Raw genomic sequence first — 23,848 nt, 5'->3', positions numbered from 1 at the left:
TCCGCCGCCCGCGACGAGTTCGCGGAGCGCCCGGTGGACTCACCCCTCGAGCCAGTACGCCTCCCGCAGTGAGTGCACCCGGCCCTCGCCGTCGTAGTCGATCGCGAACACCCACCGTGGCCCGCCGGACAGCCGGTCCGCCAGCCCTCCCAACTCCACGTCCGCGGGCTCCCCGTCGCCGAGCCGGCGGGTCTCCACCAGCATCCCCCCCGGCAGCGTCAGCGTGTGCACCACACCGGTGGGTGCCGTGGTTCCCCCCACGGTACGGAGTTGCTCGACGGTGACCCGTACCGTGTCCCCCTCGGCCACCGCGCCGTACACATGGCCCAGCTCGGTGGCGTACTCCTCACCCGGAGCGGGTGCCGGCGGAACGAACGGCGAAGCGGTCGGCGTGGGGGCGACGGCCGGCGGTTCCGGCCCACGGGGAGCGCCGGCCAGTGCCAGGCCACCCACGGCCACAGCGACGGCCAGCAGTACCCCGCCGGACGCCAGAGCGGCCCGCCTGCGGCGCATACGCTGCTCGCCGCGCGCCCGGATGCGGTCCGCGGCGAGCGGCGCCGCCTGCCGCCGGCCGGACGCGGCGAGGTCGGCCAGGCAGGTCTCCAGCACGGTTTCGTCAGCCATGACGCACCTCCGGCAGGCGGGTCGTTCGCGGCAGCCGGGCCGTCCGCGGATCCAGGTCGGTGTCGGCGAGGAGCCGCGCCAGCGCGGTCCTTCCCCGGCTCAGATGTGCCTTGACCGTACCGATGGGACAGTCCGCCTCGGCAGCCACCTGTTCGACCGTCAGGTCGCACAGGTGATGGAGCACCACGGCCCGGCGCTGGGCCTCGGGGATCTGCCGCAGCGCCTCGACCAGCAGCACATGGTGCGGTTCCGGTGGTGGTACCGGGGGCGGTGGGCCCTGTCTTCGGTCGAAGGCGAGCGCGGTGCGCACCCGCCGCCACCGGCTGACCGCGAGCCGCCAGGCCACCGTGCGCACCCACGCCTCGGGGGCGCCGTTCAGGTCCAGCTCCGCCCGGCGTTCCCAGGCTCGGACGAATGCCTCCTGGACCACGTCCTGCGCCTCGGCGAGGTCGCCCGTCATCGCGTACAGCTGGCCGATGAGCCGGCCGACGCTCGCTGCGTAGAAGGCGTCGAACTCGTGCTCGTGCGCCTCCTGGGCGCGGCGCGATTCATCTGATGGTCGCATGATTCTCGTGTCACGCTCTGCGATGCCGTCCGGTTCCCGCGCCGCGCGAGAAGCCGCAGATCTGGCGTCGGCGCCGACGTGGGCCGCCCGGTCTTCGAAGGCAGGCCGCCGTGAGGTTCGGTCGGTGGCGCAAGGGCAGTCGTCCCAGCAACGCATCCGCATGGCGAGACGGATCGACAAGCGGAGCAGGCCCGTCCGTATATTCGTACGCATGTCTGTATCCGTTCTGTCGTTGTGCCACGCGCTCTTCGCGCAGTCGACGTGGTGTGTCGACGACGGTCTCTGTCGCAGCTGAGCCCTCCGGCGCGTGTCCGCGCCGTCGACAGCCAGTGCCACCGTCCGCCGTGCATCACCTCGGAGACCTTCGTGACCACCGCGCCCCCTGCCGGGCCCGCCGCGCCGCCGCGCGCGTTGCCCGCTCTGTTCGTTCCCTCTCCCACCTCCGTGCCGAGGCCCGAGGCGCCGCCGCTGCCTCCCGTACGCCGAGCCCCTCTCGTCGTGTCCGGTCTGCTCGCCGTGGTGCTGACCGCCTATGTCTGGAGCGCGCACGGCGCCAAGCCGGGCGTGCTTCTCCTGGTGGGGCTCGGTCTGGGGGTGGCCTTGTTCCACTCCCGGTTCGGCTTCACCTCCGCCTGGCGGCAGCTCATGGCGGTCGGCAACGGCAGCGGGCTGCGGGCGCACACCCTGCTGCTCGGCACCACGGCGACCTTGTTCGCCCTGATCATCGGCACGGGCACCGGGCTCTTCGGCTCGCAGCCCGCACCCTCGGCCGGGCCGCTGGGTGCCGGCCTGGTGCTCGGCTCGCTGCTCTTCGCCATCGGTATGCAGCTCGGCGGGGCGTGCGCCTCGGGCACGCTGTTCGCCGTCGGTTCGGGGCAGAGCTCGGTCCTGCTCACCCTCGGTGGGTTCATCGCGGGTGCCACGCTGGCCGCCTGGCAGTTCGACCTGTGGAAGGACCTTCCCGCCTGGGAGCCCGTCGTCCTCTCCGATCACATCGGGTGGTTCGGCTCGTGGGCCGTGACGATCGCCGCGCTGCTCGTGGTGGTCGCGGTCACGCGGCGCGTCCAGGCTCGTCGTAATCCGCCCCCTCTCGGGGCGGTCCCCTCGGCTCGCACCGCCGCCGTCCGTGCCCTCCGGGGCTCCTGGCCGCTGGCCGCCGGTGCCCTGGTGCTGGCCGTTCTCGGCGCGGCCGTGCTGCTGGTCTCCGGCGGCGCCTGGGGCATCACGAGCGCGTTCAGCCTGTGGGGTTCCGAGCTCGTGGGCGCCCTCGGCGGCACCCCGGAGAACTGGACCTGGTGGAAGCAGCCCGGCAACGCCGAGATGCTGGCGGGACCGGTGCTGGCCGACAAGAACAGCCTGACCGACATTGGCATCATGATCGGTGCGGCCGTGGCCGCCGCGCTCGGCGGCACCTGGGCCCTGCACCGGGGCATCCCCTGGCGCACCGCCGCCGCGTCGGTGCTCGGCGGCGTGCTCATGGGCATCGGAGCCCGGCTGGCCGGCGGCTGCAACATCGGCGCCTACCTGGCGGGCATCGCCTCCGGCAGCCTGAGCGGCTGGGTGTGGGGCGCCTTCGCGCTGGCCGGCACCTGGGTGGGGCTCAAGCTGCGCCCGATGTTCGGCCTGGGCAACCCCAAGCCGGGGGACGGCGTCTGCTGAACGCCTCCGGCCTTACGCCGGACCGCCGAGCCCGCCCGGCCTCCGCGCGCTACATCCGATCCGCGCGGACCGACGGGACCGCCTACGGCAAGACCTGCCTGACCACCGACGGCATCCGTGGCACCCGTGAGCTCTCGTTCGAGATCGGCACGGAGCGCTCGGAGTGGGGCACGTCGGCGGACGCGGCGCCCCCCACCCTGAAGTGACCAGCTGATCCGGCTCGGAAGGCGAGGACCCGTCCCCCGGGGCGGGTCCTCGCGCTACGCGGCGGGAGCGAGCGGGGCCGCCGGCGAGGGCTCCTCTACGATCACCCCTGTGTGCGCCCATGTCATCGTCGCGGAAGACGACGCGAAGCAGGCCGAGTTGGTACGCCGTTATCTCGAACGGGAAGGACACGCCGTCACCGTGGTGCCGGACGGTCTCTCCGCGCTGGAGCAGGCCCGTCAGGGGGAGCCCGACCTGCTCGTCCTCGACGTGATGATGCCGCGCGCCGACGGACTGGACGTCGTTCGCATCCTGCGCGCCGAGGGCAGGCAGACGGCGGTGCTCATGCTGACCGCTCGGGCCACGGAGGACGATCTGCTCCTCGGGCTCGACCTGGGCGCGGACGACTACATGACCAAGCCGTACAGCCCCCGCGAACTGATGGCACGTGTGCGCACGCTCCTGCGGCGCACGCGGCGGGACCCCAGCCGCGAAGAAGGCCCCGTGCTGCGGGTGGGCACGCTCGTCGTCGATCCCCTGCGGCACGAGGTGGCCGTCGACGGTGCGGGGGTCGAGTGCACGCCCGGGGAGTTCCGGCTCCTGGCGGCGATGGCGGCCGAGCCCGAACGCGTATTCACCCGCGAGCAGCTGCTCGCGGAACTGCACGGCTTCGACCGCTACATCAGCAGCCGTACGGTCGATGTGCACATCATGAACCTCCGCAAGAAGATCGAACGGGCACCCCGGCGCCCGGTCCGGCTGCTCACCGTCTTCGGCATCGGCTACAAGCTCATGGACCCGCTGAAGGGAGCCGGGCGTGCCGCGGCGCGCTGAGCGGTCACGGCGGCGACTGCCACTGCGCAAGAGCCTGCTCGGCCGGATGCTCGCCGTGTCGGCTCTCGTCGCGGCGTGTTCGGTCGCGGCGACCGCGTGGCTCGCCGTACAGACCACGTCCGGTGCGATCGAGCAGGAGCAGGGCCAGAACCTCGCCGCCGACACCCGGGTCCTCGACACCCTGCTCGCCCATGCCGCCGGACACCCCACCTGGGACGCGGTGGGGGACACCGTGGACGAGCTGGCCGAGACGTCCGGCCGGCGCATCACACTGACCACCCCGGGCCGCCGGATCATCGCCGACTCGGCGCAGGCCTCCGAGACCTCCCCGCCGCCCGGTCTGCCGCCCCAGGCGTCCGCCGTCGTCGACCCGCTCTCGGTCACCGCGGTGCAGGCCGGGACCGGAACCGGGGCGGAGTCGGCGTCGGTGACCGTCGCGGCACCCGGCGCCGAGGGCACGAAGAGCTCGGGCGACGACCGGATCGACGCGCGGGCCGTCGGCCCGTTCCGGCTGCCCGATGCCGAACGTACGTCGTTGCGGCGTGCGGCCGAGGAAGCGGTGGACTGCCTCGGCCGGTCCGGGATCGCCTCGGACGTCGTCGAGGCCCCCAGCGGGCGGGCCCGCGTCCAGGTCGTGGGCAACGATCCGGACCGGCTGCGGGGCAGCCGGTGCTCCACGGACGCGCTGGACACCCCCACCCCGACCGAGGAGAAGGCGCTGACGGCGCTCAACGAGCTCGTCAACGCCTGCCTCGACCGCCAAGGGCGTGAAGCGGTGCGGCTCGCTCTCGACCTCTCGTGGAGCACGTCCGGGGGCCCCACCGCCACCGCCGTCCCCGAGCCGGTGGCCGCACCCGAGCCCAGCATCAGCGTCCCCCAGGAGACCCGGCCGACGCCCTTCGCCACTCCCTCGCCCCTGGACAGCGAGAACGACCGCGACATCGCGTCCTGCGTCGGCATCGCCCGCCAGGAACAGCTCAGTTCGTACGTGGCCTCACCGGCGCTGCTGTTCATCAGCGACCCGGGCGGCGGAGCGGTCCCCGGCTTCGAACTGTCCTCGGCGAACACGGCGAAGATCATCGGTGTCGCGGCCCTCGTGCTCGCGCTCACCGTCGGCGCCTCGGTCCTGGCCGGAGTGCGCCTCGTACGCCCGCTGCACGCGCTCACCGGGGCGGCCCAGCGCATGCGGGACGGTGCGGACCCCCCGCAGGTGGTGGTCACCGCCGACAACGAGATCGGCAGGCTCGCCGCGGCCTTCAACGACATGTCGGCACACCGTGCCCGGCTGGAGGAACAGCGCAAGGTGATGGTCAGTGACGTCGCGCACGAACTGCGTACACCGCTGAGCAACATCCGGGGATGGCTGGAGGGGGCGCAGGACGGTGTCGCCGAGGCAGACGCCACGTTCGTCTCCTCGCTCCTGGAGGAGGCGGTGCAGCTGCAGCACATCATCGACGACCTCCAGGACCTGTCGGCGGCCGACGCCGGCGCCTTGCGGCTGCACCCCGAGCCCGTACGGATCGGGGAGCTGCTCGCCCATGTCGCGGCGGCCCACCAGGCGCAGGCCGACTCGGCGGAGGTCCGCCTCACCGTCGCCGCCCCCGCCGGGAAGGAGCCCGCCCCCGCCCTCGACGCCGACCCGGTCAGGCTGCGTCAGGCGATCGGCAACCTGGTGGCCAACGCCGTCCGGCACACCCCGGCGGGAGGCCGGGTGACGCTGCGCGCGTACGCGGCCCGGACCGGGGACGGGCGCGGCGAAGTGGTGGTGGAGGTCGAGGACACCGGCAGCGGAATCACGCCGGAGGACCTGCCATACGTGTTCGACCGCTTCTGGCGCGCGGAGAAGTCGCGCAACCGCCGCACGGGGGGCAGTGGCCTGGGGCTCGCGATCGTCCGCAAGCTCGTGGAGGCGCACGGCGGGACGACCGCCGTCGCCAGCACGGTGGGCCGGGGCTCGGTCTTCACCCTGCGGCTCCCAGCGGCCGGCCCTGATCCGATGGACACGACGGTCTGACAGCTTCCTCACAACTTCACTCCAGGCTGAGGACATGCCCGGCGCCCGACGCGCATCCGTGCGCGGGCACCATCAACGCCGAGCTGGAATCGGAGTCAGCCATGTCCCTTCGTCCCACCCTGCGCACCGCGGTGCTCACCGCCGTCGCCATGGGCGCCGTCCTTCTCCCCACCGCCGCGGCCGTCGCCGACGGCACACCCACACCGGCGCCGGCAGTGCGCACCGCCACCCCCGTCCCCACGCCGTCGGAGACCACCCGGGTCGCCACTCCGGTACCGGCCGAGTCCGTTCCCGCGGGCACGATGCCGCGCGGCGGAGTCGACGCCGGGGAGCGTACGGCACGAGGCACCGGCGACACCGCTCTGTACGGCACGGCGGCGGGGGCGGTGGCGCTCGCAGGCGCCGGCGCCTACGTGCTCCGCCGCAGGTCGGCCGCCCAGCGCTGATCCCGTGACGTGGCGCCGCTCCCCGCTCGGGGGCGGCGCCACCAGCCGTTCCCGGGCTGGGGAGGGCACCAGCAGTCGTTCCCCGCTCGGCGGGGGCGCCACCAGCCGTTCCCCGCTCGGGGGCGGCGCCACCAGCCGTTCCGCTCTCCGCCTCTCGCTCTCGTTCACCACCGCACCGGAGTACTCATGCCTCTCACCCCGAACCCGTTCCGGCGGGCCGCCGTGGCCTTCACGGCGGCCGGACTGCTGCTCGCCCCCGTCGCGGGATGCGGCGCGACCGACGCCCCGGCACCTTCGGTCACCGCAGTCTCGGAATCCTCCCGGTCCGCCGATGCGCCCAAGGCACCGGCCCCGGCCCGGCTGACGGTCCCGTCACTCGGCATAGACAGCTCGCTGCTGCGGCTGGGACTCAACGAAGACGGCACGGTCGAAGTCCCGCCGGCCGAAGACGGCATGACGGCGGGCTGGTACGCGGGCGGTGCCGTCCCGGGCGAGCAGGGCGCGGCGGTGCTCATAGGTCACAACGACACCCGCTTCGGCAAGGCCGTCTTCCACGACCTGCACGCGATCGAGAAAGGGGCGGACATCGTGGTGGCCGACGGGAACGGCGAGGAATCGCACTTCACGGTCACCGGCACGGAGACCGTCAGCAAGAACGCCTTCCCCACCGAGAAGGTGTACGGGGTGACCGGCGAGCGAGTGCTCCGCCTGATCACCTGCGACGGAGCGTTCGACGCGGACGGCCACCCCGTGGACAACCTCATCGTCTACGCGGCGCTTCGCTGACCCCGCCCGCGCGGAGGTCTCGCACCCGAGGCCGGCCAACCCTCACGGCACGACACGGTTGCCCTACCAGCCATCCGCCCCCCACGGCCGCAGCTTCTCCGGGTTGCGGACCACCCAGATCCGGGTGACGCTGCCGTCGGTCACTTCGAACGCGGCCACGGTCGTGACGGCGCCGGCCTGCCTGGCCACCAGGCCCGGCAGGCCGTTGACCGACCGTTCCAGGAGTTCGAGCCCTGGAGCCCTGTCCGCGATCGCGGCCATGTACTGGGCGATGCGCGCACCGCCTTCGACCGGGCGCAGGACGGCACCGGCCACGCCACCGCCGTCGGCGGTCATGACGGCGGCCGGGTCGAGGAGGTCGACGAGGGCCGGGATGTCCTTGGTCTCCCACGCCTCTTTGACACGCCGCACCGCGTCGGCCTGTGCGGCCGCAGCCACCGGAGCCGGAGCCGCGCGCACCCGCCGCCGGGCGGACGCGGCGAGCTGCTTGCACGCGCCAGGGGTCCGGCCCAGGACGCCGCCGATCTCGGCGAACGGGTACCGGAAGACGTCGTGCAGGACGAAGGCCACCCGCTCGGCGGGTGTCATCGACTCGAGAACGACGAGGAACGCCATCGTCACCGACTCGTCCAGGACCATCTGGTCCGCAGGGTCGGTGCCATGGCCGTGGCCCCACTCGGTGCGGTCCGGCAGCGGATCGGGCAGCCACGCGCCGACGTAGCGTTCACGCCGGGCCCGCGCCGAGCCGAGCACGTCCAGGCAGATGCGGCCGGTCACCGTCGTCAGCCAGGCGCCGGGGGACCCGACCTCGTCCTGACGGCTCCTCGGCAGCGCGTACCAGCGTGCGTACGCCTCCTGCACGGCGTCCTCGGCCTCGGCCAGTGAACCGAGCAACCGGTATGCGACATTGATCAGTTGACGCCGCTCGCCCACTGTCTCCCTGGTGTTCGCCCCCGCTGTCCCCACGGTCCCGCCCGCCTCCTCGCCTTACCTTTCGCCGGCCCGTTTCGTCGGGCTGTCGAGACCTTATCGAGCTACCGCCCCAGGGGCGGGACAAGGGGATGTGGCATGACGACCCAGGCGACGGCACAGCAGCGCTTCACGTTTCTGCAGATCGCGATCACGCTGCAGACCCTGACCATCTTTCTTCAGGCGGTCTCCGCCGGGCTGCTGTTGACCTCCTCCTACGGAGAGATGCTCCACAGCGTCGGAGCCCGGGTGATGTACGGGGCATCGATGCTGTACGTCCTCGCGGCGGTCCTGGCGTGGAAGCCGGGCGGTGGCTCGCCCCGGCCCATCTGGTACGCCTCCGGCTTCCTCGTCCTCGCCTCCGTACAGGTGGCAGTCGGCATCGCGCACGTCCCGTCGGTCCATCTGCCTCTGGGGGTGCTGATGTTCGGACTGAGCGCGCTGGCGCTCGCGCGGCGCTGACGTGTGGACGCGGGACCGGGGCGGCCGGGGCGGCCGGGGCCGGTCCGGTCCCGGCTCAGGCTCCGGCGGAGCAGCAGGTGGCACAGGAGTTGGCGATCTCCCGTTGAAGCGCTTCGATTCGCCTCCGCCCTCCCGGCCCTGCTGCTCCCGGCCGCTGTCCCTCCCGCAAGACTGTTGACAGCCCGATGCGCGGGTGCGATCTTCGAAGCGCTTCAATGAACTGGCCGTGGGGCCGCGTACGCCCGAAGGCCCGTCCAGCGTGGAGGCCCGCCAGTCCCGCGCGACCTCGACCCACCTGAGGACGGACATGGCGTTCTTCGACAATCCCGTGATACCCGGATTCAGTCCGGATCCGAGCATCTGCCGCGTGGGCGACGACTACTACGTGGCGACGTCCAGCTTCGAGTACGTCCCCGGCGTACCGCTCTGGCACAGCCGGGACCTCGTGCACTGGCGGCTGATCGGGCACGCCCTGGACCGTCCCTCGCAGCTCGAACTGCCGGACACGGCCCCCGCCTCGTGCGGGGTGTACGCGCCCACGCTGCGGTTCCACGACGGGCGGTTCTGGATGATCACGACCGCGGTGGCCGGGGCGGGCAACTTCCTGGTGACCGCGCAGGACCCGGCCGGTCCATGGTCGGAGCCCGTGCCGGTCGCGATTCCGGGGATCGACCCCGACCTGGCCTGGGACGACGACGGCACCTGCTGGTGCGTGTACTCGAACGACGGCATCCGGGCGGTGCGCCTGGCACCGGACACGGGCGAGCTGCTGAGCGAGCCGGTGGCGATGTGGTCGGGCAGCGGGCTCAAGTACCCCGAGGGCCCCCACCTCTACCGGATCGGTGACTGGTGGTACCTGCTGCTCTCGGAGGGCGGTACGGAGAGCGGCCACGCCATGTCGGTGGCCCGTGCCCGCACCCTGCCGGGCCCGTTCGAGCCGCATCCGGACAACCCCGTGCTGTCGCACCGCAGTACGAAGCACCCGGTGCAGAACACCGGACACGGCGATCTCGTGGAGGCCCAGGACGGCACGTGGTGGATGGTGCTGCTGGGCACGAGGCCCCGCGGCGACACCCCGGGCTTCCACGGCATGGGGCGTGAGACGTTCCTGGTGCCGGTCCGCTGGGAGGACGGGTGGCCCCTGCCCGGGCCGCTGGAACTCCGGGCGGAGGCCCCGGCGCTGCCCGCGCACCCCTGGCCTGACGAGCCGTACCGCGACGATTTCGACTCGCCCGCCCTGGCCCCCTGCTGGGTGTCGACCAGGCGCCGTGACCCGGGCGACGTACGTCTCGACGAACAGCCGGGACGCCTGGTACTGCACGCCCGTGCGGAGAGCCTGGACCAGCCGGGCGCCCTGTTCGTGGGCCGGCGCCAGCGCGACCCCGACTGCAGCGCGCGGACACGGGTCGAGGTGGCTGCGGGCGACCGGGGCGGTATCGCGGTACGTCTGGACGAGGCGCACCACTACCAGGTGGAGGCGGTCGACGGGGTGGTGCGCGCCGTGGCGAGGATCGGCCCGTTGCGTCAGACCGTGGCCGAACGGGCCCTGCCGAGCGGACCGTTGACGCTGCGCATCGACATCACGACCACCGGCGTGCTGCCGCCCACCGTCACGAAGCGGCCGGAGGACGCCGAGGCCGGGCTCCTTTCCGGACTCCGCGTCGGCGGACCCGACACGCTCCGTCTCGGGTACGAGACCGAGGACGGGCACTTCGAGATCCTCGCGGAGCTCGACGGCCGCTACCTCACCACCGAGGTCGCCGGCGGCTTCACGGGGCGGGTCATCGGGATGTACGCGACTCAGGGCGCCCCCGCCTTCGACTGGTTCGAGCTGCGGCCCGCCTGATGGCCTCCGCCGCGACCCGGTCGCCCGCGCGGGATACCGGGCCGCGGTGGTGCACTCAACGGCGCCGCGCGGCCTCCAGCCACTCCAGGACCTCCGGGGTGACCGGGTCCGTGATGTCGGCGAACTCCTCGTGCTTCTTGAGGAACTTCGCCACGTAGGGGCAGACCGGCACGATCCGCTTCCCCGACGCCCGCACGTGGTCCAGGGCCTCGCGTACGAGCACGGACGCGAGGCCCTGGCCCGCGAAGGCGTCGTCGATCTCGGTGTGGAAGAAGACGCGCTGCTGGTCACGGTCCCGGTAGGCGGTGAGTCCGGCCCTCACCTCGCCGACGCGGATCTCGTAGCGGTGCCTCGCGTCCACGTTCTCGACGGTCGGGGTGGCGGCGGGCGGAGTCATCGGGTGCCTTTCGGGTGCGTCGGATTGCCACGCGGTGCGATGGTGGCGTTCGGGAGGGAAGGGGCGGGGATCCGTTCGCCGGGGTAGCCGTCGACATGGCCGAACCGCTCGGACGCGGCCTCCCAGTCCTGGCGCGCCCGGACGATGTCCTCGTGGCTGCGGCCGACGAAGTTCCACCACATGACGATCTGTTCCTCGAACGGCGTTCCGCCCACGAGCACGGCTCGGGCGGGGGCGTCCGACTCGTTGGTCAGCGTCACCGTGGCGTTCCCCGGGGCGAGGTAGCCCAGCTCGGCGGGGCGCAGCAGTGTTCCGCTCGTACGGATGTCGCCCTGGTCGACCAGGAGGCCGTGCTCGAAGGAGACGTCCGTGTCGAGCGTCGTGCTCGCGTGCGGCCCGAGCACGATCTCGGCTCCGAGCAGCGGGGTGAAGGAGGGGACGGGGGAGGTGTCGCCGGCCAGCGACCCCAGGAAGACCCTGATGACCGCTCCGTCCCGGTGGACGGGGCCAGGTACGTGGTGACGGAAGTCGCGGCCGGTGTTCCGGTGCTCCTCCGGGAGCGCCACCCACAGCTGCACGCCGTGCAGGACCGTGGTGCGGGGGGTGGAGACCTCCGTGTGGCTGATCCCGTGACCGCCGGTCATGAGGTTCAGCTCGCCGGGGCGTACGAGGGCGTGACTCCCCAGGCTGTCGCGGTGCTCGATCTCCCCACTGAACAGCCAGCTGACCGTCTGGAGTCCGGTGTGCGGATGGGGAGCCACATCCATTCCGCCCGTCGTCGCCACGTCGTCGGGACCGTAGTGGTCGATGAAGCACCAGGCCCCGATGAACGTCCGCGCTCGCTGTGGCAGCGTGCGCCGCACCGTCATGGCCCTCGGACCGCCCAGAGGCACCTCTCGTGCCGAAAGCACCTCGACACCGCTCATCGCGCGCACCCCGGCCCGCAAAGAGTGATTTCATGTTCAACAATCATGCTTGATGATAAGCCGTCCGCCATCCAGGCGCACGGACCGGCTCGGGGTGGCACGCCCCGGTGAGGAGAGCTCAGGGTGAACGGTACAGACACGGTCGACGTGGACAAGCGGGTCTATGTCGACAAGCAGAGCCCGAAGGCCTATCACGCGCTGGCGCAGACCGCCGAAGCCGCGCGCACGGTCGCCGCGGAGGCGGGCCTGAACCGCACGCTGGTGGAACTCGTCAACCTCCGGGTGTCACAGATCAACGGCTGCGCGTACTGCCTGGACGTGCACACCAGGGCCGCGCTCCGCGAGGGTGAGACCACCCGGCGCCTCGGGGTCCTGGCCGCCTGGCGCGACACCGAGCTGTTCACGGCCCAGGAGCGCGCGGCCCTCGCCCTCGCGGAGGCGACGACGAGCCCCGCCGACGCCGCCCTCCAGGAGGACGCCTACGCGCTGGCGCGCCGGACCCTCTCCGACGAGGAGATCTCTGCCGTGATCTGGGTGGCCGTCACCATCAACGCCTTCAACCGCGTGTCGATCATGAGCAAGCACCCTGTGCGCGGGGGTGTGCCCAAGCAGTGACCCCTGGGGGAGTCCTCGTACGCACCCTTCCCCGGCCGGTCCCGAACCACCATCCTGAGCCGGTGACCCGGCGGCCACGCCCCCTCCCGCTCCCTTCCGTCCGCCGTACGGGTGAACTCCGCCTCCACCCTGCCGTGCGCCCGGCAGGGGTGCGGCATCCGTGTCGCCCTCGCGTCTGGAATACCGGTGGGCGCGCTCACGGGAACCGCGCCCGCCCGGAACGGGAGGACGTATGAGAACCGTGTCCGGTCCTACGGACCACGTGGTGGTGGTCGGCGCCGGTCTGTCCGGTCTCGCCGCCGCCCTCCACCTGCTCGGCGCGGGCCGCAGCGTGACCGTCGTCGAACGGGACACAGGCCCCGGCGGCCGGGCGGGGCGGCTGGAGATGGGCGGCTACCGGGTGGACACCGGGCCCACCGTGCTGACCATGCCCCACCTGGCCGACGAGGCCTTCGCCGCGGTAGGGGACAGCCTCCACCGACGGGTCGAGCTGGTACCGCTCCACCCCGCCTACCGGGCACGCTTCGCGGACGGCAGCCATCTGGACGTCCACACCGAAGGCGATGTGATGGAGGCCGAGGTCAGACGCTTCGCGGGGGCCGCGGAGGCCGACGGATACCGCAGGCTGCGGAGCTGGCTGGAGCGGCTCTACCGGGCGCAGATGCGCCGTTTCATCGACACCAACTTCGACTCGCCCCTCCAGCTCCTGCACCCGGACCTGGCACGGCTGGCCGCCCTCGGCGGCTTCGGGCGGCTCGATCCGCAGATCGCCCGCTTCGTCTCGGATCCGCGGCTGCGCCGGGTCTTCTCCTTCCAGGCGCTGTACGCCGGAGTCACGCCCGCCCGTGCCCTGGCCGCCTACGCGGTCATCGCCTACATGGACACCGTGGCGGGCGTCTGGTTCCCCAAGGGCGGCATGCACGCCCTGCCCAGGGCGATGGCGGACGCGGCGGCCGGTGCGGGAGGCCGGTTCCGGTGGTCCGCCGAGGTGAGCGGCCTGGAGCGGTCCTCCGGACGGGTACGGGCCGTGAGGCTGGCCTCGGGCGAGCGGATCGCCTGCGACGCGGTCGTCCTTACCCCGGACCTGCCCGTCGTGCACCGGCTCCTGGGCCGGGCGCCGGGGCGCCCGGTACGGCTGCGGCACTCACCGTCGGCCGTGATCCTGCACGCCGGCACGGACCGGACCTGGCCGGAACTGGCGCACCACACGATCTCCTTCGGCGGGGCCTGGGAGCGGACCTTCGACGAACTCACCCGCACCGGGCAGGTGATGAGCGACCCTTCGCTGCTCATCACCAGGCCCACGACTCACGACCCGTCGCTCGCCCCGGAGGGACGACACCTGCACTACGTCCTCGCCCCGTGCCCCAACACCACGACGGGACCGCCGGCAGCCACCTGGCGCGACCTCGGACCCCGCTACCGAGACAGCCTCCTCGCCGAGCTGGAGCGCAGAGGGCTGGACGGCTTCGCGGCGTCCGTCGACAGCGAACTGCTGGTGACGCCCGTGGACTGGGCTGCGCAGGGACACGCGGCCGGCACCCCGTTCTCCCTCTCGCACACCTTCGCCCAGACCGGGCCCTTCCGTCCGCGCAACCTCGTACGCGGCCTCGACAACGTCGTGCTCGCCGGGTGCGGGACGACCCCCGGGGTCGGTGTGCCGACCGTGCTCGTCAGCGGCAAGCTCGCCGCTGCCCGGATCACGGGCTCCCGGCGTGTCACGGGTGCGTCCCGCCGCCCTGCCACGGGAGGGCACACCCGATGAACCGCCGTGAACTCGACGCCGCCGGGATCACCTGCCCGGCCCTGCGCGACGCCTACGCCCGCTGCCGCACCCTCAACTCCCGGCACGGCCGGACGTACTTCCTGGCGACCCGCCTCCTGCCACTCGAACGCCGCTGTGCCGTCCACGCGCTGTACGGATTCGCCCGATGGGCCGACGACATCGTGGACGACCTGGACCGCAGGCAGCCACCCGCCGAGCGCGACCGTCTGCTGCGTCTGCTGGAGAGCGACCTCGTGCACGGGCTGCGCACCGGAGGCGGCGACGAGCCCGTCGTCCGGGCCGTCGCCGACACCGCCGAGCGGTACGCCATCGACCACACGCTGTTCGCCGACTTCCTGGCGTCCATGCGCAGCGACCTGAGCGTCACCGACTATCCGACGTACCGGGATCTGCGTGCCTACATGCACGGTTCGGCCGCGGTGATCGGGCTCCAGATGCTGCCGGTGCTCGGGACGGTCGTGGATCGTGAGGAGGCCGCACCGCACGCGGCCGGACTCGGCATCGCCTTCCAGCTGACCAACTTCCTGCGCGACGTGGGTGAGGACCTGGACCGGGGACGCGTCTACCTGCCGGCGGACCTCCTCGCGGCCCACGGGGTGGAGCGCCCCTTGCTGGAGTGGAGCCGGCGCAGCGGACGGCACGACCCGCGCATCCGCGCCGCCTTCGTCGAGGCCGAGGCCATGACCCGCGCCGTGTACCGGGAGGCCGAACCGGGAATCGCCATACTGGAACCGAGGGTGCGCCCCTGTATCCGCACGGCTTTCACGCTGTACCGAGGCATCCTCGACGCGATCGCCGACGGCGGCTACGCGGTGCTGCACCGGCGTGCCGTCGTGCCGCGCGGACGGCGTGCCACCGCCGCCGCCGAGGGCCTGGCACGCGTCCTGGCCGCGCGGATGCGCCCACGACGGGACCCGCCGTCGTCGCGTCCGGTCGCCGGAACGGAAGGTCCCCGCCGATGAAGGAACCGCGCGACAGGTGGACTCCACCGCTGAGGATGCGCCGCGCACCACGCTGGGAGCGGCAGGCGGCGACCTGGCGCGACGCCAAGCCGGCGTCGATCGCCGAAGCGCTGAAACGTGCCGGGGCGCGGCCCTCGGGCAACTGGTACGTCGTCGGGGCCTCTCGCGAGATCGGTGCCCGGGAGCGGCCCTGCGGCCGCACGGTCGCAGGCGTGGAGATCGTCCTGTGGCGGGCCGAGGACGGCACGCTGCGCGCGGGACCGGGGGAGTGCCCCCACCTCGGCGCACCGCTGCGCGACAGCCGGGTGGTGTGCGGGACGCTGCTGTGCCACTGGCACGGACTGGCCCTGGACGGCGGGCCGTTCGCCGGATGGGAGCCGTACCCGGTGCACGACGACGGAGTGCTGGTGTGGGTCCGGCTCGACGCGGTGGGGGGCGAGCCGCCGCTCGGCAACCCGGTCGTGCCAGGGCGGCCGGCACCGGGCCGCGCGGTCGACGCGGTGTACACGGCGGTGGGCAGGTGCGAACCGGAGGACGTGGTCGCCAACCGCCTGGACCCCTGGCACGGATCCTGGTTCCACCCCTACGCGTTCGTGGGCCTGAAGGTGGCCGGTACCCCGGAGGACGGCGGTGAGGACGCGTTCGCCGTCGACGTCTCGTTCAAGGTCGCGGGCCGCCTGGTGGTGCCCGTGCGGGCGGTGTTCACCGCGCCCGAGCCTCGTACGGTCGTCATGCACATCACGGACGGGGAGGGCGCCGGCTCTGTCGTGGAGACCCACGCCACGCCCCTCACCGCTCCGGGCGCCACCCGGCCCCGGACGGCTGTCGTCGAAGCGGTCGTAGCGGCCTCGGACCGGCGTGGCTTCACCCTGGCCCGAGCCGCCGCGCCGGTCCTGCGGCCCCTGATGCGCCGGACGGCGGGACGGCTCTGGCGCGACGACCTCGCCTACGCCGAACGCCGCTGGTCGCTCCGGAGCACAGGACGCTTTCCGGGGTGAGGCCGACCAGGGACCTCAGCGCAGTGCGGCCCGCGCCGCGAGGGCGCCCAGGAGCCGGGAGCGGCCGGAGCGGGGGACGGTCCAGAGCGCCTGCCCCCGGACACCCCAGCCGGCGAGCAGCTGGTTGGCGGCCAGGAAGCCCGAGGTCGCCGCGCGTTCCATCAGCGCGACGGGCAGGCCGGTGCGGACCATGTCGCCGGCGAGGGTGACGCGCGGGTGAGGCGTGCGCACGGCCGGTCGGCGGCGGTAGCCGCCGACCGAGAAGACGGGACAGTCCGCACGCCACTCGTGGACGGCGTCCACGACCCGGGCGTCGGCGGTCTCCGGATACACCTCGTGCAGCCGGTCGAGGATCCGCCGCTGGACCTCCTTCCGCTCGGCGCCCTCGTCGACGGCGTACGCGTGGAGCTCGACGACGCTGCCGCCCGTCCTCGCCGCCCATCGGGCCGCTTCGCCCTCCCAGCGGTCGAGCACGCTGACGTTGTCGAGACCGTCGTACCCACTCGTGCCCAGGAACCCCGCACGGTCGTCGCGCACCGGGCGGTCGAGCCACAGCCTGGAGACGAGGAACGGGGGAGCGGTGCGCAGTGCGGCGACATCCTCACGCCAGGCCGCGTCGCCCAACTGCTCGGAGGCGCCTACGACATGGCGCAGCCCCGGTGTGTCGAGCGCGAGGACCACGGCCTGGTGCCGGTCGGCCGCCGCCTCGCACTCCACGACCAGGTCCCCGTCCGGCAGCGTCCGGACACGGCGGACCTGTGTGCCGGTCCGCACCTCGGCGCCGTGCCCCCGCAGGTATCCCGCCAGCGGTTCCCAGAGAGCCTGGGGGAACGGCTCCCGCGGTACGTCGAAGAGAAGGCCTTCCGACGACCCCAGGAAGTAGATGTGGAACATCACCATGAGTTCGGCGGCGGACAGTTCGCGCGGGTCGGCGAAGAAGCTCCGGGAGAACACCTCGAAGGCCAGATGGCGTGCGGCGTGCGGGAAGTTGATCCGGTGCAGGAAGTCGGCCGCGCTGATGTCGTCGAACCGCTCGTACACGTCGGGCACGCGTACGTCCAGCAGCGGCAGGGCGGCCCGGGGCTCCATCGCGGCGAGGTCCCGCCACCCGAACGCGGGGCTCAGGGCGACGAATCCGAGGGCGCTCCACGGCGGGGTCCGGGGCACGTGCGCGAAACTGTCCGCCAGGCCGTCGCGGTGCCGCAGCGGGTAGTCCGGCAGCGGGGTGAGCGAGCTGAGGCCGGGGTCCGTGCGGCGCAACAGGCCCCGCAGGTTGTAGTACTGACGGAAGAAGGCGTGGAAACCACGGCTCATGGTCGCCCGCGATCCGTCCGCCAGACGGACCGGCCACCCGGCCAGGCGTCCACCGAGACTCTCCTCGCGTTCGTACAAGGTCACGCGTACTCCGCGCTCGGCGAGCGCGGTCGCCGCCGCGAGCCCGGCGATGCCCCCGCCGATGACCGCCGTGGACGGAGCATCGCCGGTGAGGCGCGCGCGTCCCGGCGCCGGCAGCAGGACCTGGGCCCGCCGGTCGCGTCCGTGACGGGCGGCGCCGGAGCGGGTGCGAGCGTTCATGGGGCCTCCGTCCGGGCGATGAAGGTGTGGACGACGCCGGTCTGCCAGCCGGCGACCGGCAGGGTGCGCACGTACGGGAACCCGGCGCGGGAGATCCGCCGCACGAACTCGGGAGCGGTGTCGAACGCCCGCACGCTGCGCCACAGATGGAGGTACAGCTCACGGTCACCCGTCAGTGTGCCCGCCGGGACGATGACGCCCCGGCACACGGAGTTCCACACCGCACGGTGTACCGCGGAGCCACTGAGGCTGTACTCATGGGCCAGCAGCCGGCCGCCAGGCCGCAGCAGGGCGCGCACCGAGCCGAGCACCGCGTCCGGGTCGGTGACGTTGCGGAAGAGATAGGCGGCGAAGACGGCGTTGTACGGTCCGTCGTCGGCTACGGCGGAGAGTTCCTCCGCGGACCGGTGGAGGAAACGGACATGGGCCGGCCAGCGCTTGGCCCGGGCCCGTTCCAGCATTCCGGCGGAGACGTCGACAGCCGTGATCCGGGCGTACGGAAAGGCCCGCGCCAGCGCCCGTGTCGACGCGCCCGTTCCGCAACCGAGGTCGAGCACCCGCAGGCCCCGTCCGCCGCGCGGCAGCCGCAGGCGCGACGCCGACCGGCGGAGGCCGGTGTGATAGCCGGGATTCATGGCGGTGAGCCGGTCGTAGGTGTGCGACGCGTGATCGAAGGCGTGGGCCAGGTCATGGTCCCGCAGCAGGGTCATGGAGGGCTCTCTCCGGATCGGCCGGCGGACCGGCGGGCGAGGAACGGCAGTTCGGCCGCGGTGCGGAGCATCGGTCCCACGGGCGTACGCAGCCCGATCCCGAACTCCTCCCACGGTGTGCTCCCGCCGTCGAGGAAGCGCAGCAGCCGCTCCATCGGGACGCGGCGGAACAGCTCGGTGAAGAAGCGCGGGCCGTCGACGCGCCCGGTGTCCAGCGCCCGGAGCAGGACCGCGTCCATGGCGAGGGCCCGGCGGCCGTGCGGCGGCGGGACGGCTGGGCGGCCCGCGCGCACAGCGGCGGCGATGGCGCGGCTCTGGCGCTGCACGGCGGCGAAGGTGTAGCCGGTCGCCGGCCGCGTGGCGCCTCCGGCCGTGCCGATACGGAAGGTGGCGGGCCCGGTCCGGCGCGCGAAGCGGGCATCGGTCATCGGGATGACGCCCTGCTCGGCGGAGTCCACGGCCAGCGGGCCCAGCCCCAAGACCCGGGTGGTGTAGTGCCGCAGCGCCGAGTCGTAGGCCGCCGTCGTCAGCGGCTGCCGGGAGAACTCCGTGTACTCCACCAGCGCCCGGTCCGGCGCGAGCGGCAGGACGTATCCGAAAGCGAGGCCGTGGCGCGGCTGCGGGACCCGGAAGTCCATGAGGTCCGCCACGCCGGGATCGAAGCGCTGGGAGGCGGTGCGTACGAACCAGCCGCGGAAGTGCTGGAGCAGCAGTGTGCGATGCGGCGGGATGCCGTACACGGGCCGGGAGTCGAAGACGTACCTGCCGCGCAGAGTGAGCGGACGCCCGTCGGCCGTCGTGCAGCGCACCTCGCCGCCGTACGGCGTGTCGCGCACCCCGTGGGCGGTGGCCCGCAGGACCCGGGCTTCGGGGAAGGCCGCGAGCCGGGAGTGAATCAGTTGTTCGAACGGCTGGGACCGCACCATGCGGTAGCGCAGGGGCGCGGGCTCCGACTCGACGACGCTCCCGTCCGCCCCCCACACCCGCAGACGCCGCCAGGACGCCACGACGGCCTCCTCGAACTCACCGGTGCCCTCCTCCCAATAGCACCAGGTGCGCTCCGGGGGCCGCAGCGGGCCATCGGGGGCCTCGACCAGCGTGACGCCGGTCGTCCCGGTCCTCGTCAGCCAGTGGGCCAGACAGAGTCCGGCCGCGCCGCCGCCCACCACGACGGCGTCGTCCACCGGCTGCCCCCGGTCGTACGTCCCCTCGGCGCCGCCGGTCACGTCCGGGCGGCTCCTGCCGCGCGGTCGGCCAGCACCTCGCGTGCGGCCCGGCTCCCCGAGGCCAGCGCGCCCTGTACGGAGCCGGTGGCCCGGTGGTCCCCGCAGACATAGCGGCCAGGGGTCCCGGCACGCGTCGTACGGCTCAGTGGCCAGGGCGGGCGCATGGCGGGCAGGGCGCCCTCCACGGTGCGGGAGGCCACCGACTCCCAGCCGCTCGTGTCGGTGTCGTACAGCTCCGCCAGCCGCGCGCGCACCGTCGCCTCCCCGCCCGGAGGGCCGGCGCCCAGCACGGAGGTGGAGATCAAGGACGTGCCCGGAGGGGCGTATCCGGGCGCGACCTCGGTCAGTACACAGCTGTTGAGCACGGCGAGGCCGCTGTCGACGACCAGCGTCGGCTCGGTCAGGGGGGAGCGGTCCGACGCGTGGTAATACGTCGTGACCGTGCGGCTGTCCGGTACCTGCAGCCCAGGCAGCAGCCCCGCCGCCGTCACGGCGTCCGTGGCCACGACCACGGAGGCCGCCGACCGCTCCCGGCCGTCCGCCAGGAGCACACCGGCGTCCGTGACTTCGGCCACGGGCGAACCGAGCCGCAGAACCCCGTCGGGCAGACGCTCCGCGAGCTGGGCCGGCACGGCTCCGATGCCCCGGCCCGGCAGACACAGCGTGCCGCGTGCCATGCTGCGCCAGACCAGGTGGAGGAAGCGGGAGGAGGTCTCCAGTCCCTCCTCCAGGAAGACCCCGGACAGGAAGGGCCGCATGAAGTCCTCGATCGCGCGAGGTGAGAGCCCGGCGCGGACGAGTGCCTCCGACGCCGTGCGGTCGGGCATCCGGCCCAGCCGCCTCGCGGGCAGCAGCACGTCCCGGGCGGTGAGCGCGGCGAGTGCGGCGAGGTCCCGGGCGGGGAGCACGCGTCCCGGCAGCAGCTGCGCCGCGTCCTTTGGCCGGCGGGTGGGGTCGGTGAGGCGCACCCGTCCCGAGGGAGTCCGGGCGATGAGGCCGGGAGTGAACGGCCGCAGGCGCAGTGCGCGCAGGTCGAGGCGCCTCTTCACCTGTGGGTAGGAGGTGTTGAAGACCTGGAAGCCGCGGTCCAGCAGGAATCCGTCCTTGCGGTCCGTGCGCATGCGCCCGCCCACCCCGTCGGAAGCCTCCAGCAGTTCGACGCGCAGTCCCGCCGCACAGAGGTCGAGCGCGCAGGCCAGCCCGGCGAGGCCGGCGCCGACGACGACGGCGTCGGGCGGCGCTGGGTGCTGTCGGTTCGTCATCCGTACCCCTCGGTTCCGTCCCCGCCTGCGACGGCACGTCCGGCGGGTGGTCAAGCCGATCACGAACGGGCCGGCGAAGCCAGGAGCCGCCACGGGCATCCCCTCAACGGGTGACCCGTCTGTACGAAGCGCGCCGCTGTACGAAGCCGGGCGTTGTACGAAGCCGGGCCGCCGGTCGCGCCCTCTCACTCGGGACCGGACGGTCTGCGCGTCACGCAGCGGCCTGATGCTTCGCTCTCCGCCGGCTACCGCCCGGCGTCGTGCGGATCGGCCTGTCCTGCGCCCGCAGCCTGTGAGCCGTGCGTCAGGTGATGCAGCACGGTGCTCAGGGCACGGCGAACGGCCTCGCGGGACTCCTCGGTCGGATCGACGCCCTCGAAACTGTGGTGGCCGTTCGGTACGTCGACCACCTCCAGGTTCGCGCCCGCACGGTCCGCCGCGTCCATGAACTCCTCCACGGTGGCGGCGATCGCCGCCGTCTCCAGTCCGGCCCGCACCAGCACGACGGGCAGCGAACCGGCGCGGGCGACCGCGTCCACCGGGCGGAAGCGGCCGTCCACCTGCCCCCAGTTCGGCAGCGGTGCCATGACGGGGTAGTTGGCCGCCAGGCACCGCAGCCAGGGCGGCGGAGCTTCCAGCCATGCGGCGCTGATCGGTCCGCTGCCCGAGAAGAACCACAGGGCGATCCGGTCCGCGTCCACCCGCGGATCCGCCCGCACCCGCTCCACCGCCGCGGCCACGTCGGCGGCGGCCCGCACGTAGTCGGACACGGCGTGCAGCCGGTGCTCGACGACCACGCCCACCACCCCCCGCCCGGCGGCCGACCGCGCGTATCCCGTCAGGGCCGGCCAGTCCCGGGGGGCCGGGTGCGCCTGCGGGGGCACCGGACCGCCGTGGACGAACAGCACAGCCGGGAGGGGGCCCTGCGCGGCGGGCGGCACGTACAGATCGAAGCCGGCGTGCCGCTCCCGGTCGATCTCCGGCACGTCCAGCAGGAACGGCCGCAGATGGGTGGGCGGGCGAGCGTCGTCGGGAGCCGTGAGCCGGTGCCCTTCGCCGGCCGCGGCGCTGAGCAGCACCTTGGTCAGGGCGGCGGGGGAGGACAGCATCGGCCAGTGCCCGGTGGGCAGTTCGAAGAAGGTGATCCCGGGGGCGGTCAGTGCCCGCATGGCGGGAGCACCGAAGTCCACCTGCGTCTGGACCATGGAGATGGTCGTTCCGCTGCCGGTGCACAGCACCCCGGTGACCGGCACCGACGCCACGGCGCCGGTCAGCCGCAGGGGCTGCACCAGCGAGCCCAGTGGGTGTGGCGCGGCGAGAGCGGTGAGCCGGTCCAGCGCCGCGTCCGGGACCCCGGCCGTGCTGCCCCACAGCGGCCATTCGCCACGCGCGGGTGGCGGCAGGTCCGTACCCGCCCCGTGCGCCCCGCTCCCCGCGCCGTCCGCCCCCGCCAGGCGCGCACGCAACCGGGGGTCGGGCAGGGCGGCCGAGGCGGGGACGCCGTCCTGGGGCATCGCCGAATCGAGGTAGACGATCCGGGCCACCTGCATGGGCCGCCGGTCGGCCGCGCCCACCACCGGATGGATGCCGTAGTCGTGGCCGACGAGCACGATCTCCCCGCCGCCAGGCCGCTCCACGGAGTCGATCACCGTGAGGACGTCCGCGATGTGCGTCTCCAGATCGACGTCCGCACTTGCGGACGCACGGGCTCCGCCGAGGGCCGAGAGCGCCACCGCCCGGGCATCGGCGCCCTCGGCGGTCAGCCTGGCAACGGCGTCGTCCCACACGTGCGGGCCGGTGAACAGGCCGGACACCAGAATGAACACGGTCATGGTCTCTCCTCGTCGAGCTGTCGTACGAGGACCGGTCCCGTCGCCGGCCCCTCTCGCGGGTACCGTAGGAACTCCCCCTGAGGGAGGTTCAAGTGTTCTCGTCGTACGACGGTCTGTGCGGCATCGGCGAGCTCGCCGAGCGTGCGGGGGTCAGCGTCAAGACGGTCCGCTTCTACTCGGACAGCGGTCTGCTGCCCGAGGTGTCCCGCAGCGCCGGGGGGCACCGCCGGTACGGCCCGGACTCCCTCGAGAGGCTCCGGCTGATCCGCTCCCTCCGCGCCATGGACCTGCCTGTCCCGTCGGTACGCCGCATCCTCGACGAGGAGGACACCGCCGGCCGGGCGGGCGGTGCCCTGGAGGACGCCGTGGCCGGGCAGTTGCGCGCGCTCGGCACCCAGTTGAGGGCCCTGCGCTGGCGGGAGGCGGCCCTGCGGCTGGTGCAGGAGTGCCCGCCGGACGAACGCGCGGACCGCCTGCGGCTGGTCGGCGCGGTGACGGCGCCGCCGAACACCGCTCCGCTGGCCAGGTTCTGGCGCGCCTGGCTGCCGCCACGCATGCCGGCGCGGTCCGTCACCGCGTTCCTGGACATCGCGGTTCCGCAGCCGCCCGAGGACCCCGCCACGGCCCAGGTGCTGGCCTTCGCCCGCTTGTACGCGTTCGTGGACCGCCCGTGCGGGGGGACCGAACCCACCCAGCCCCATGCGCACAGAGAGGCGGGAGCCCGGGACTCCGCGGTGCTCTACGCGGGCCTTGCCCAGGCGTACACCCTGGCCGCCGAGCGGATGCGCGCGGGCAGCGAGCCGCACCAGGGGGAGGCCCTGGACGGGTTCGTGGAGGCGTACGCGTCGGCCGGCGGCATCTCGGACACCCCGCGTTTCCGCCGGGAGCTCGCCCGCCGCCTCGCGGCGGACCCCCGCATCGACCGGTACTGGGAACTGACGGCCGAGCTGATCAGCCCTCCCGAGGGGAGGCCGGAGCCCACCCCGGGTTCCGCGCACGACTGGCTCCTGGCCGCGCTGCATGCCCAGCAGGGAATCGCGCTGCCTGCCCAGCGGCCCGGCCGGGCGAGGAGCTGAGTCCCGCTGACGGCCGGCTCGTCGAGCGTCCGGCCCCGCGTGAACCGTGGCGACGGCACGGGGCCGCAGGGGTG

At 73.4% G+C, this 23,848-nt stretch carries 22 protein-coding genes; 12 read left to right on the top strand and 10 right to left on the bottom strand.

Annotated elements, in window-relative coordinates; all coding sequences use genetic code 11:
* Nucleotides 1-39: 39 nt before the first annotated feature.
* On the bottom strand, nt 40-624 hold the full coding sequence (locus ABZY45_RS23390) for a hypothetical protein (RefSeq protein WP_356742626.1): 585 nt from the start codon (nt 622-624) through the stop codon (nt 40-42).
* A complete protein-coding gene (locus ABZY45_RS23385; protein ID WP_356742625.1) occupies nt 617-1,189 on the bottom strand; it encodes a SigE family RNA polymerase sigma factor in 573 nt (190 codons plus the stop codon). The genes ABZY45_RS23390 and ABZY45_RS23385 overlap by 8 nt, the downstream gene beginning before the upstream one ends.
* A 366-nt stretch (nt 1,190-1,555) precedes the next feature.
* On the opposite strand from ABZY45_RS23385, the gene ABZY45_RS23380 reads away from it, so the two are divergent.
* From ABZY45_RS23380 to ABZY45_RS23360, 5 genes are all read left to right on the top strand, one after another.
* Nucleotides 1,556-2,848, top strand: a complete 1,293-nt coding sequence (locus ABZY45_RS23380) for a YeeE/YedE family protein (protein WP_356742624.1) — start codon at nt 1,556-1,558, stop codon at nt 2,846-2,848.
* Between the two features lie 315 nt (nt 2,849-3,163).
* The gene (locus ABZY45_RS23375) at nt 3,164-3,886 is read left to right on the top strand and encodes a response regulator transcription factor (protein WP_356742622.1); all 723 of its coding nucleotides are present in this window, start codon (nt 3,164-3,166) and stop codon (nt 3,884-3,886) included.
* Nucleotides 3,870-5,900 carry a HAMP domain-containing sensor histidine kinase gene (locus tag ABZY45_RS23370; protein WP_356742621.1) on the top strand — a complete coding sequence of 677 codons (2,031 nt, stop codon included), beginning with the start codon at nt 3,870-3,872 and terminating at the stop codon, nt 5,898-5,900. The genes ABZY45_RS23375 and ABZY45_RS23370 overlap by 17 nt, the downstream gene beginning before the upstream one ends.
* A 101-nt stretch (nt 5,901-6,001) precedes the next feature.
* Nucleotides 6,002-6,346 (top strand): hypothetical protein, encoded by a 345-nt coding sequence (locus ABZY45_RS23365; protein WP_356742619.1) that lies wholly within the window; start codon nt 6,002-6,004, stop codon nt 6,344-6,346.
* A 186-nt stretch (nt 6,347-6,532) separates the two neighbouring features.
* Nucleotides 6,533-7,132, top strand: coding sequence for a class F sortase (locus ABZY45_RS23360; RefSeq protein ID WP_356742617.1), 600 nt, complete (start codon nt 6,533-6,535; stop codon nt 7,130-7,132).
* 63 nt (nt 7,133-7,195) lie between these two features.
* Here ABZY45_RS23360 and sigJ read toward each other — a convergent pair whose 3' ends face one another.
* Complete coding sequence (gene sigJ / locus ABZY45_RS23355; RefSeq protein WP_356742616.1) at nt 7,196-8,098, bottom strand: RNA polymerase sigma factor SigJ; 903 nt, start codon at nt 8,096-8,098, stop codon at nt 7,196-7,198.
* A gap of 102 nt (nt 8,099-8,200) precedes the next feature.
* On the opposite strand from sigJ, the gene ABZY45_RS23350 reads away from it, so the two are divergent.
* Together ABZY45_RS23350 and ABZY45_RS23345 are read left to right on the top strand one after the other, a co-directional pair.
* Nucleotides 8,201-8,563: a hypothetical protein gene (locus ABZY45_RS23350; RefSeq protein ID WP_356742614.1), complete on the top strand. Its 363-nt coding sequence runs from the start codon at nt 8,201-8,203 to the stop codon at nt 8,561-8,563.
* Nucleotides 8,564-8,870: 307 nt separating this feature from the next.
* Nucleotides 8,871-10,409: a glycoside hydrolase family 43 protein gene (locus tag ABZY45_RS23345; protein WP_356742955.1), complete on the top strand. Its 1,539-nt coding sequence runs from the start codon at nt 8,871-8,873 to the stop codon at nt 10,407-10,409.
* A gap of 55 nt (nt 10,410-10,464) precedes the next feature.
* On the opposite strand, the gene ABZY45_RS23340 is transcribed toward ABZY45_RS23345, so the two are convergent.
* Nucleotides 10,465-10,806, bottom strand: coding sequence for a GNAT family N-acetyltransferase (locus ABZY45_RS23340; protein ID WP_356742612.1), 342 nt, complete (start codon nt 10,804-10,806; stop codon nt 10,465-10,467).
* On the bottom strand, nt 10,803-11,732 hold the full coding sequence (locus tag ABZY45_RS23335; RefSeq protein WP_356742611.1) for a pirin family protein: 930 nt from the start codon (nt 11,730-11,732) through the stop codon (nt 10,803-10,805). Before ABZY45_RS23335 ends, ABZY45_RS23340 begins: the two co-directional genes overlap by 4 nt.
* A 123-nt stretch (nt 11,733-11,855) precedes the next feature.
* Between ABZY45_RS23335 and ABZY45_RS23330 the strand changes: the two genes are divergently transcribed.
* From ABZY45_RS23330 to ABZY45_RS23315, 4 genes are all read left to right on the top strand, one after another.
* Nucleotides 11,856-12,347 carry a carboxymuconolactone decarboxylase family protein gene (locus ABZY45_RS23330; protein WP_356742609.1) on the top strand — a complete coding sequence of 164 codons (492 nt, stop codon included), beginning with the start codon at nt 11,856-11,858 and terminating at the stop codon, nt 12,345-12,347.
* A 232-nt stretch (nt 12,348-12,579) separates the two neighbouring features.
* Nucleotides 12,580-14,112 carry a phytoene desaturase family protein gene (gene crtI / locus ABZY45_RS23325; protein ID WP_356742608.1) on the top strand — a complete coding sequence of 511 codons (1,533 nt, stop codon included), beginning with the start codon at nt 12,580-12,582 and terminating at the stop codon, nt 14,110-14,112.
* Nucleotides 14,109-15,095, top strand: coding sequence for a phytoene/squalene synthase family protein (locus ABZY45_RS23320; RefSeq protein WP_356742607.1), 987 nt, complete (start codon nt 14,109-14,111; stop codon nt 15,093-15,095). Before crtI ends, ABZY45_RS23320 begins: the two co-directional genes overlap by 4 nt.
* Nucleotides 15,092-16,093, top strand: a complete 1,002-nt coding sequence (locus ABZY45_RS23315; RefSeq protein ID WP_356742605.1) for a DUF5914 domain-containing protein — start codon at nt 15,092-15,094, stop codon at nt 16,091-16,093. The genes ABZY45_RS23320 and ABZY45_RS23315 overlap by 4 nt, the downstream gene beginning before the upstream one ends.
* Before the next feature lie 15 nt (nt 16,094-16,108).
* Here the strand turns inward: ABZY45_RS23315 and ABZY45_RS23310 are convergent, their stop codons facing one another.
* The 5 genes from ABZY45_RS23310 to ABZY45_RS23290 form a co-directional block, all read right to left on the bottom strand.
* Nucleotides 16,109-17,668: an FAD-dependent oxidoreductase gene (locus ABZY45_RS23310; protein ID WP_356742604.1), complete on the bottom strand. Its 1,560-nt coding sequence runs from the start codon at nt 17,666-17,668 to the stop codon at nt 16,109-16,111.
* Nucleotides 17,665-18,378, bottom strand: coding sequence for a class I SAM-dependent methyltransferase (locus tag ABZY45_RS23305; RefSeq protein WP_356742602.1), 714 nt, complete (start codon nt 18,376-18,378; stop codon nt 17,665-17,667). Before ABZY45_RS23305 ends, ABZY45_RS23310 begins: the two co-directional genes overlap by 4 nt.
* The gene (locus ABZY45_RS23300; RefSeq protein ID WP_356742601.1) at nt 18,375-19,604 is read right to left on the bottom strand and encodes a lycopene cyclase family protein; all 1,230 of its coding nucleotides are present in this window, start codon (nt 19,602-19,604) and stop codon (nt 18,375-18,377) included. The genes ABZY45_RS23305 and ABZY45_RS23300 overlap by 4 nt, the downstream gene beginning before the upstream one ends.
* Nucleotides 19,601-20,866, bottom strand: a complete 1,266-nt coding sequence (locus ABZY45_RS23295) for an NAD(P)/FAD-dependent oxidoreductase (RefSeq protein WP_356742599.1) — start codon at nt 20,864-20,866, stop codon at nt 19,601-19,603. The genes ABZY45_RS23300 and ABZY45_RS23295 overlap by 4 nt, the downstream gene beginning before the upstream one ends.
* Nucleotides 20,867-21,111: 245 nt before the next feature.
* Nucleotides 21,112-22,698 carry an alpha/beta hydrolase gene (locus tag ABZY45_RS23290; RefSeq protein ID WP_356742598.1) on the bottom strand — a complete coding sequence of 529 codons (1,587 nt, stop codon included), beginning with the start codon at nt 22,696-22,698 and terminating at the stop codon, nt 21,112-21,114.
* 92 nt (nt 22,699-22,790) lie between these two features.
* On the opposite strand from ABZY45_RS23290, the gene ABZY45_RS23285 reads away from it, so the two are divergent.
* Nucleotides 22,791-23,774: a MerR family transcriptional regulator gene (locus ABZY45_RS23285; protein WP_356742597.1), complete on the top strand. Its 984-nt coding sequence runs from the start codon at nt 22,791-22,793 to the stop codon at nt 23,772-23,774.
* The last annotated feature ends 74 nt before the right edge of the window (nt 23,775-23,848 follow it).

It is taken from the genome of Streptomyces sp. NPDC006516 (assembly GCF_040611875.1).
Lineage (GTDB): Bacteria > Actinomycetota > Actinomycetes > Streptomycetales > Streptomycetaceae > Streptomyces.
The sequence above is the reverse complement of the archived record's forward strand: the minus strand, read 5'-3'. Positions and strand labels throughout refer to the sequence as shown.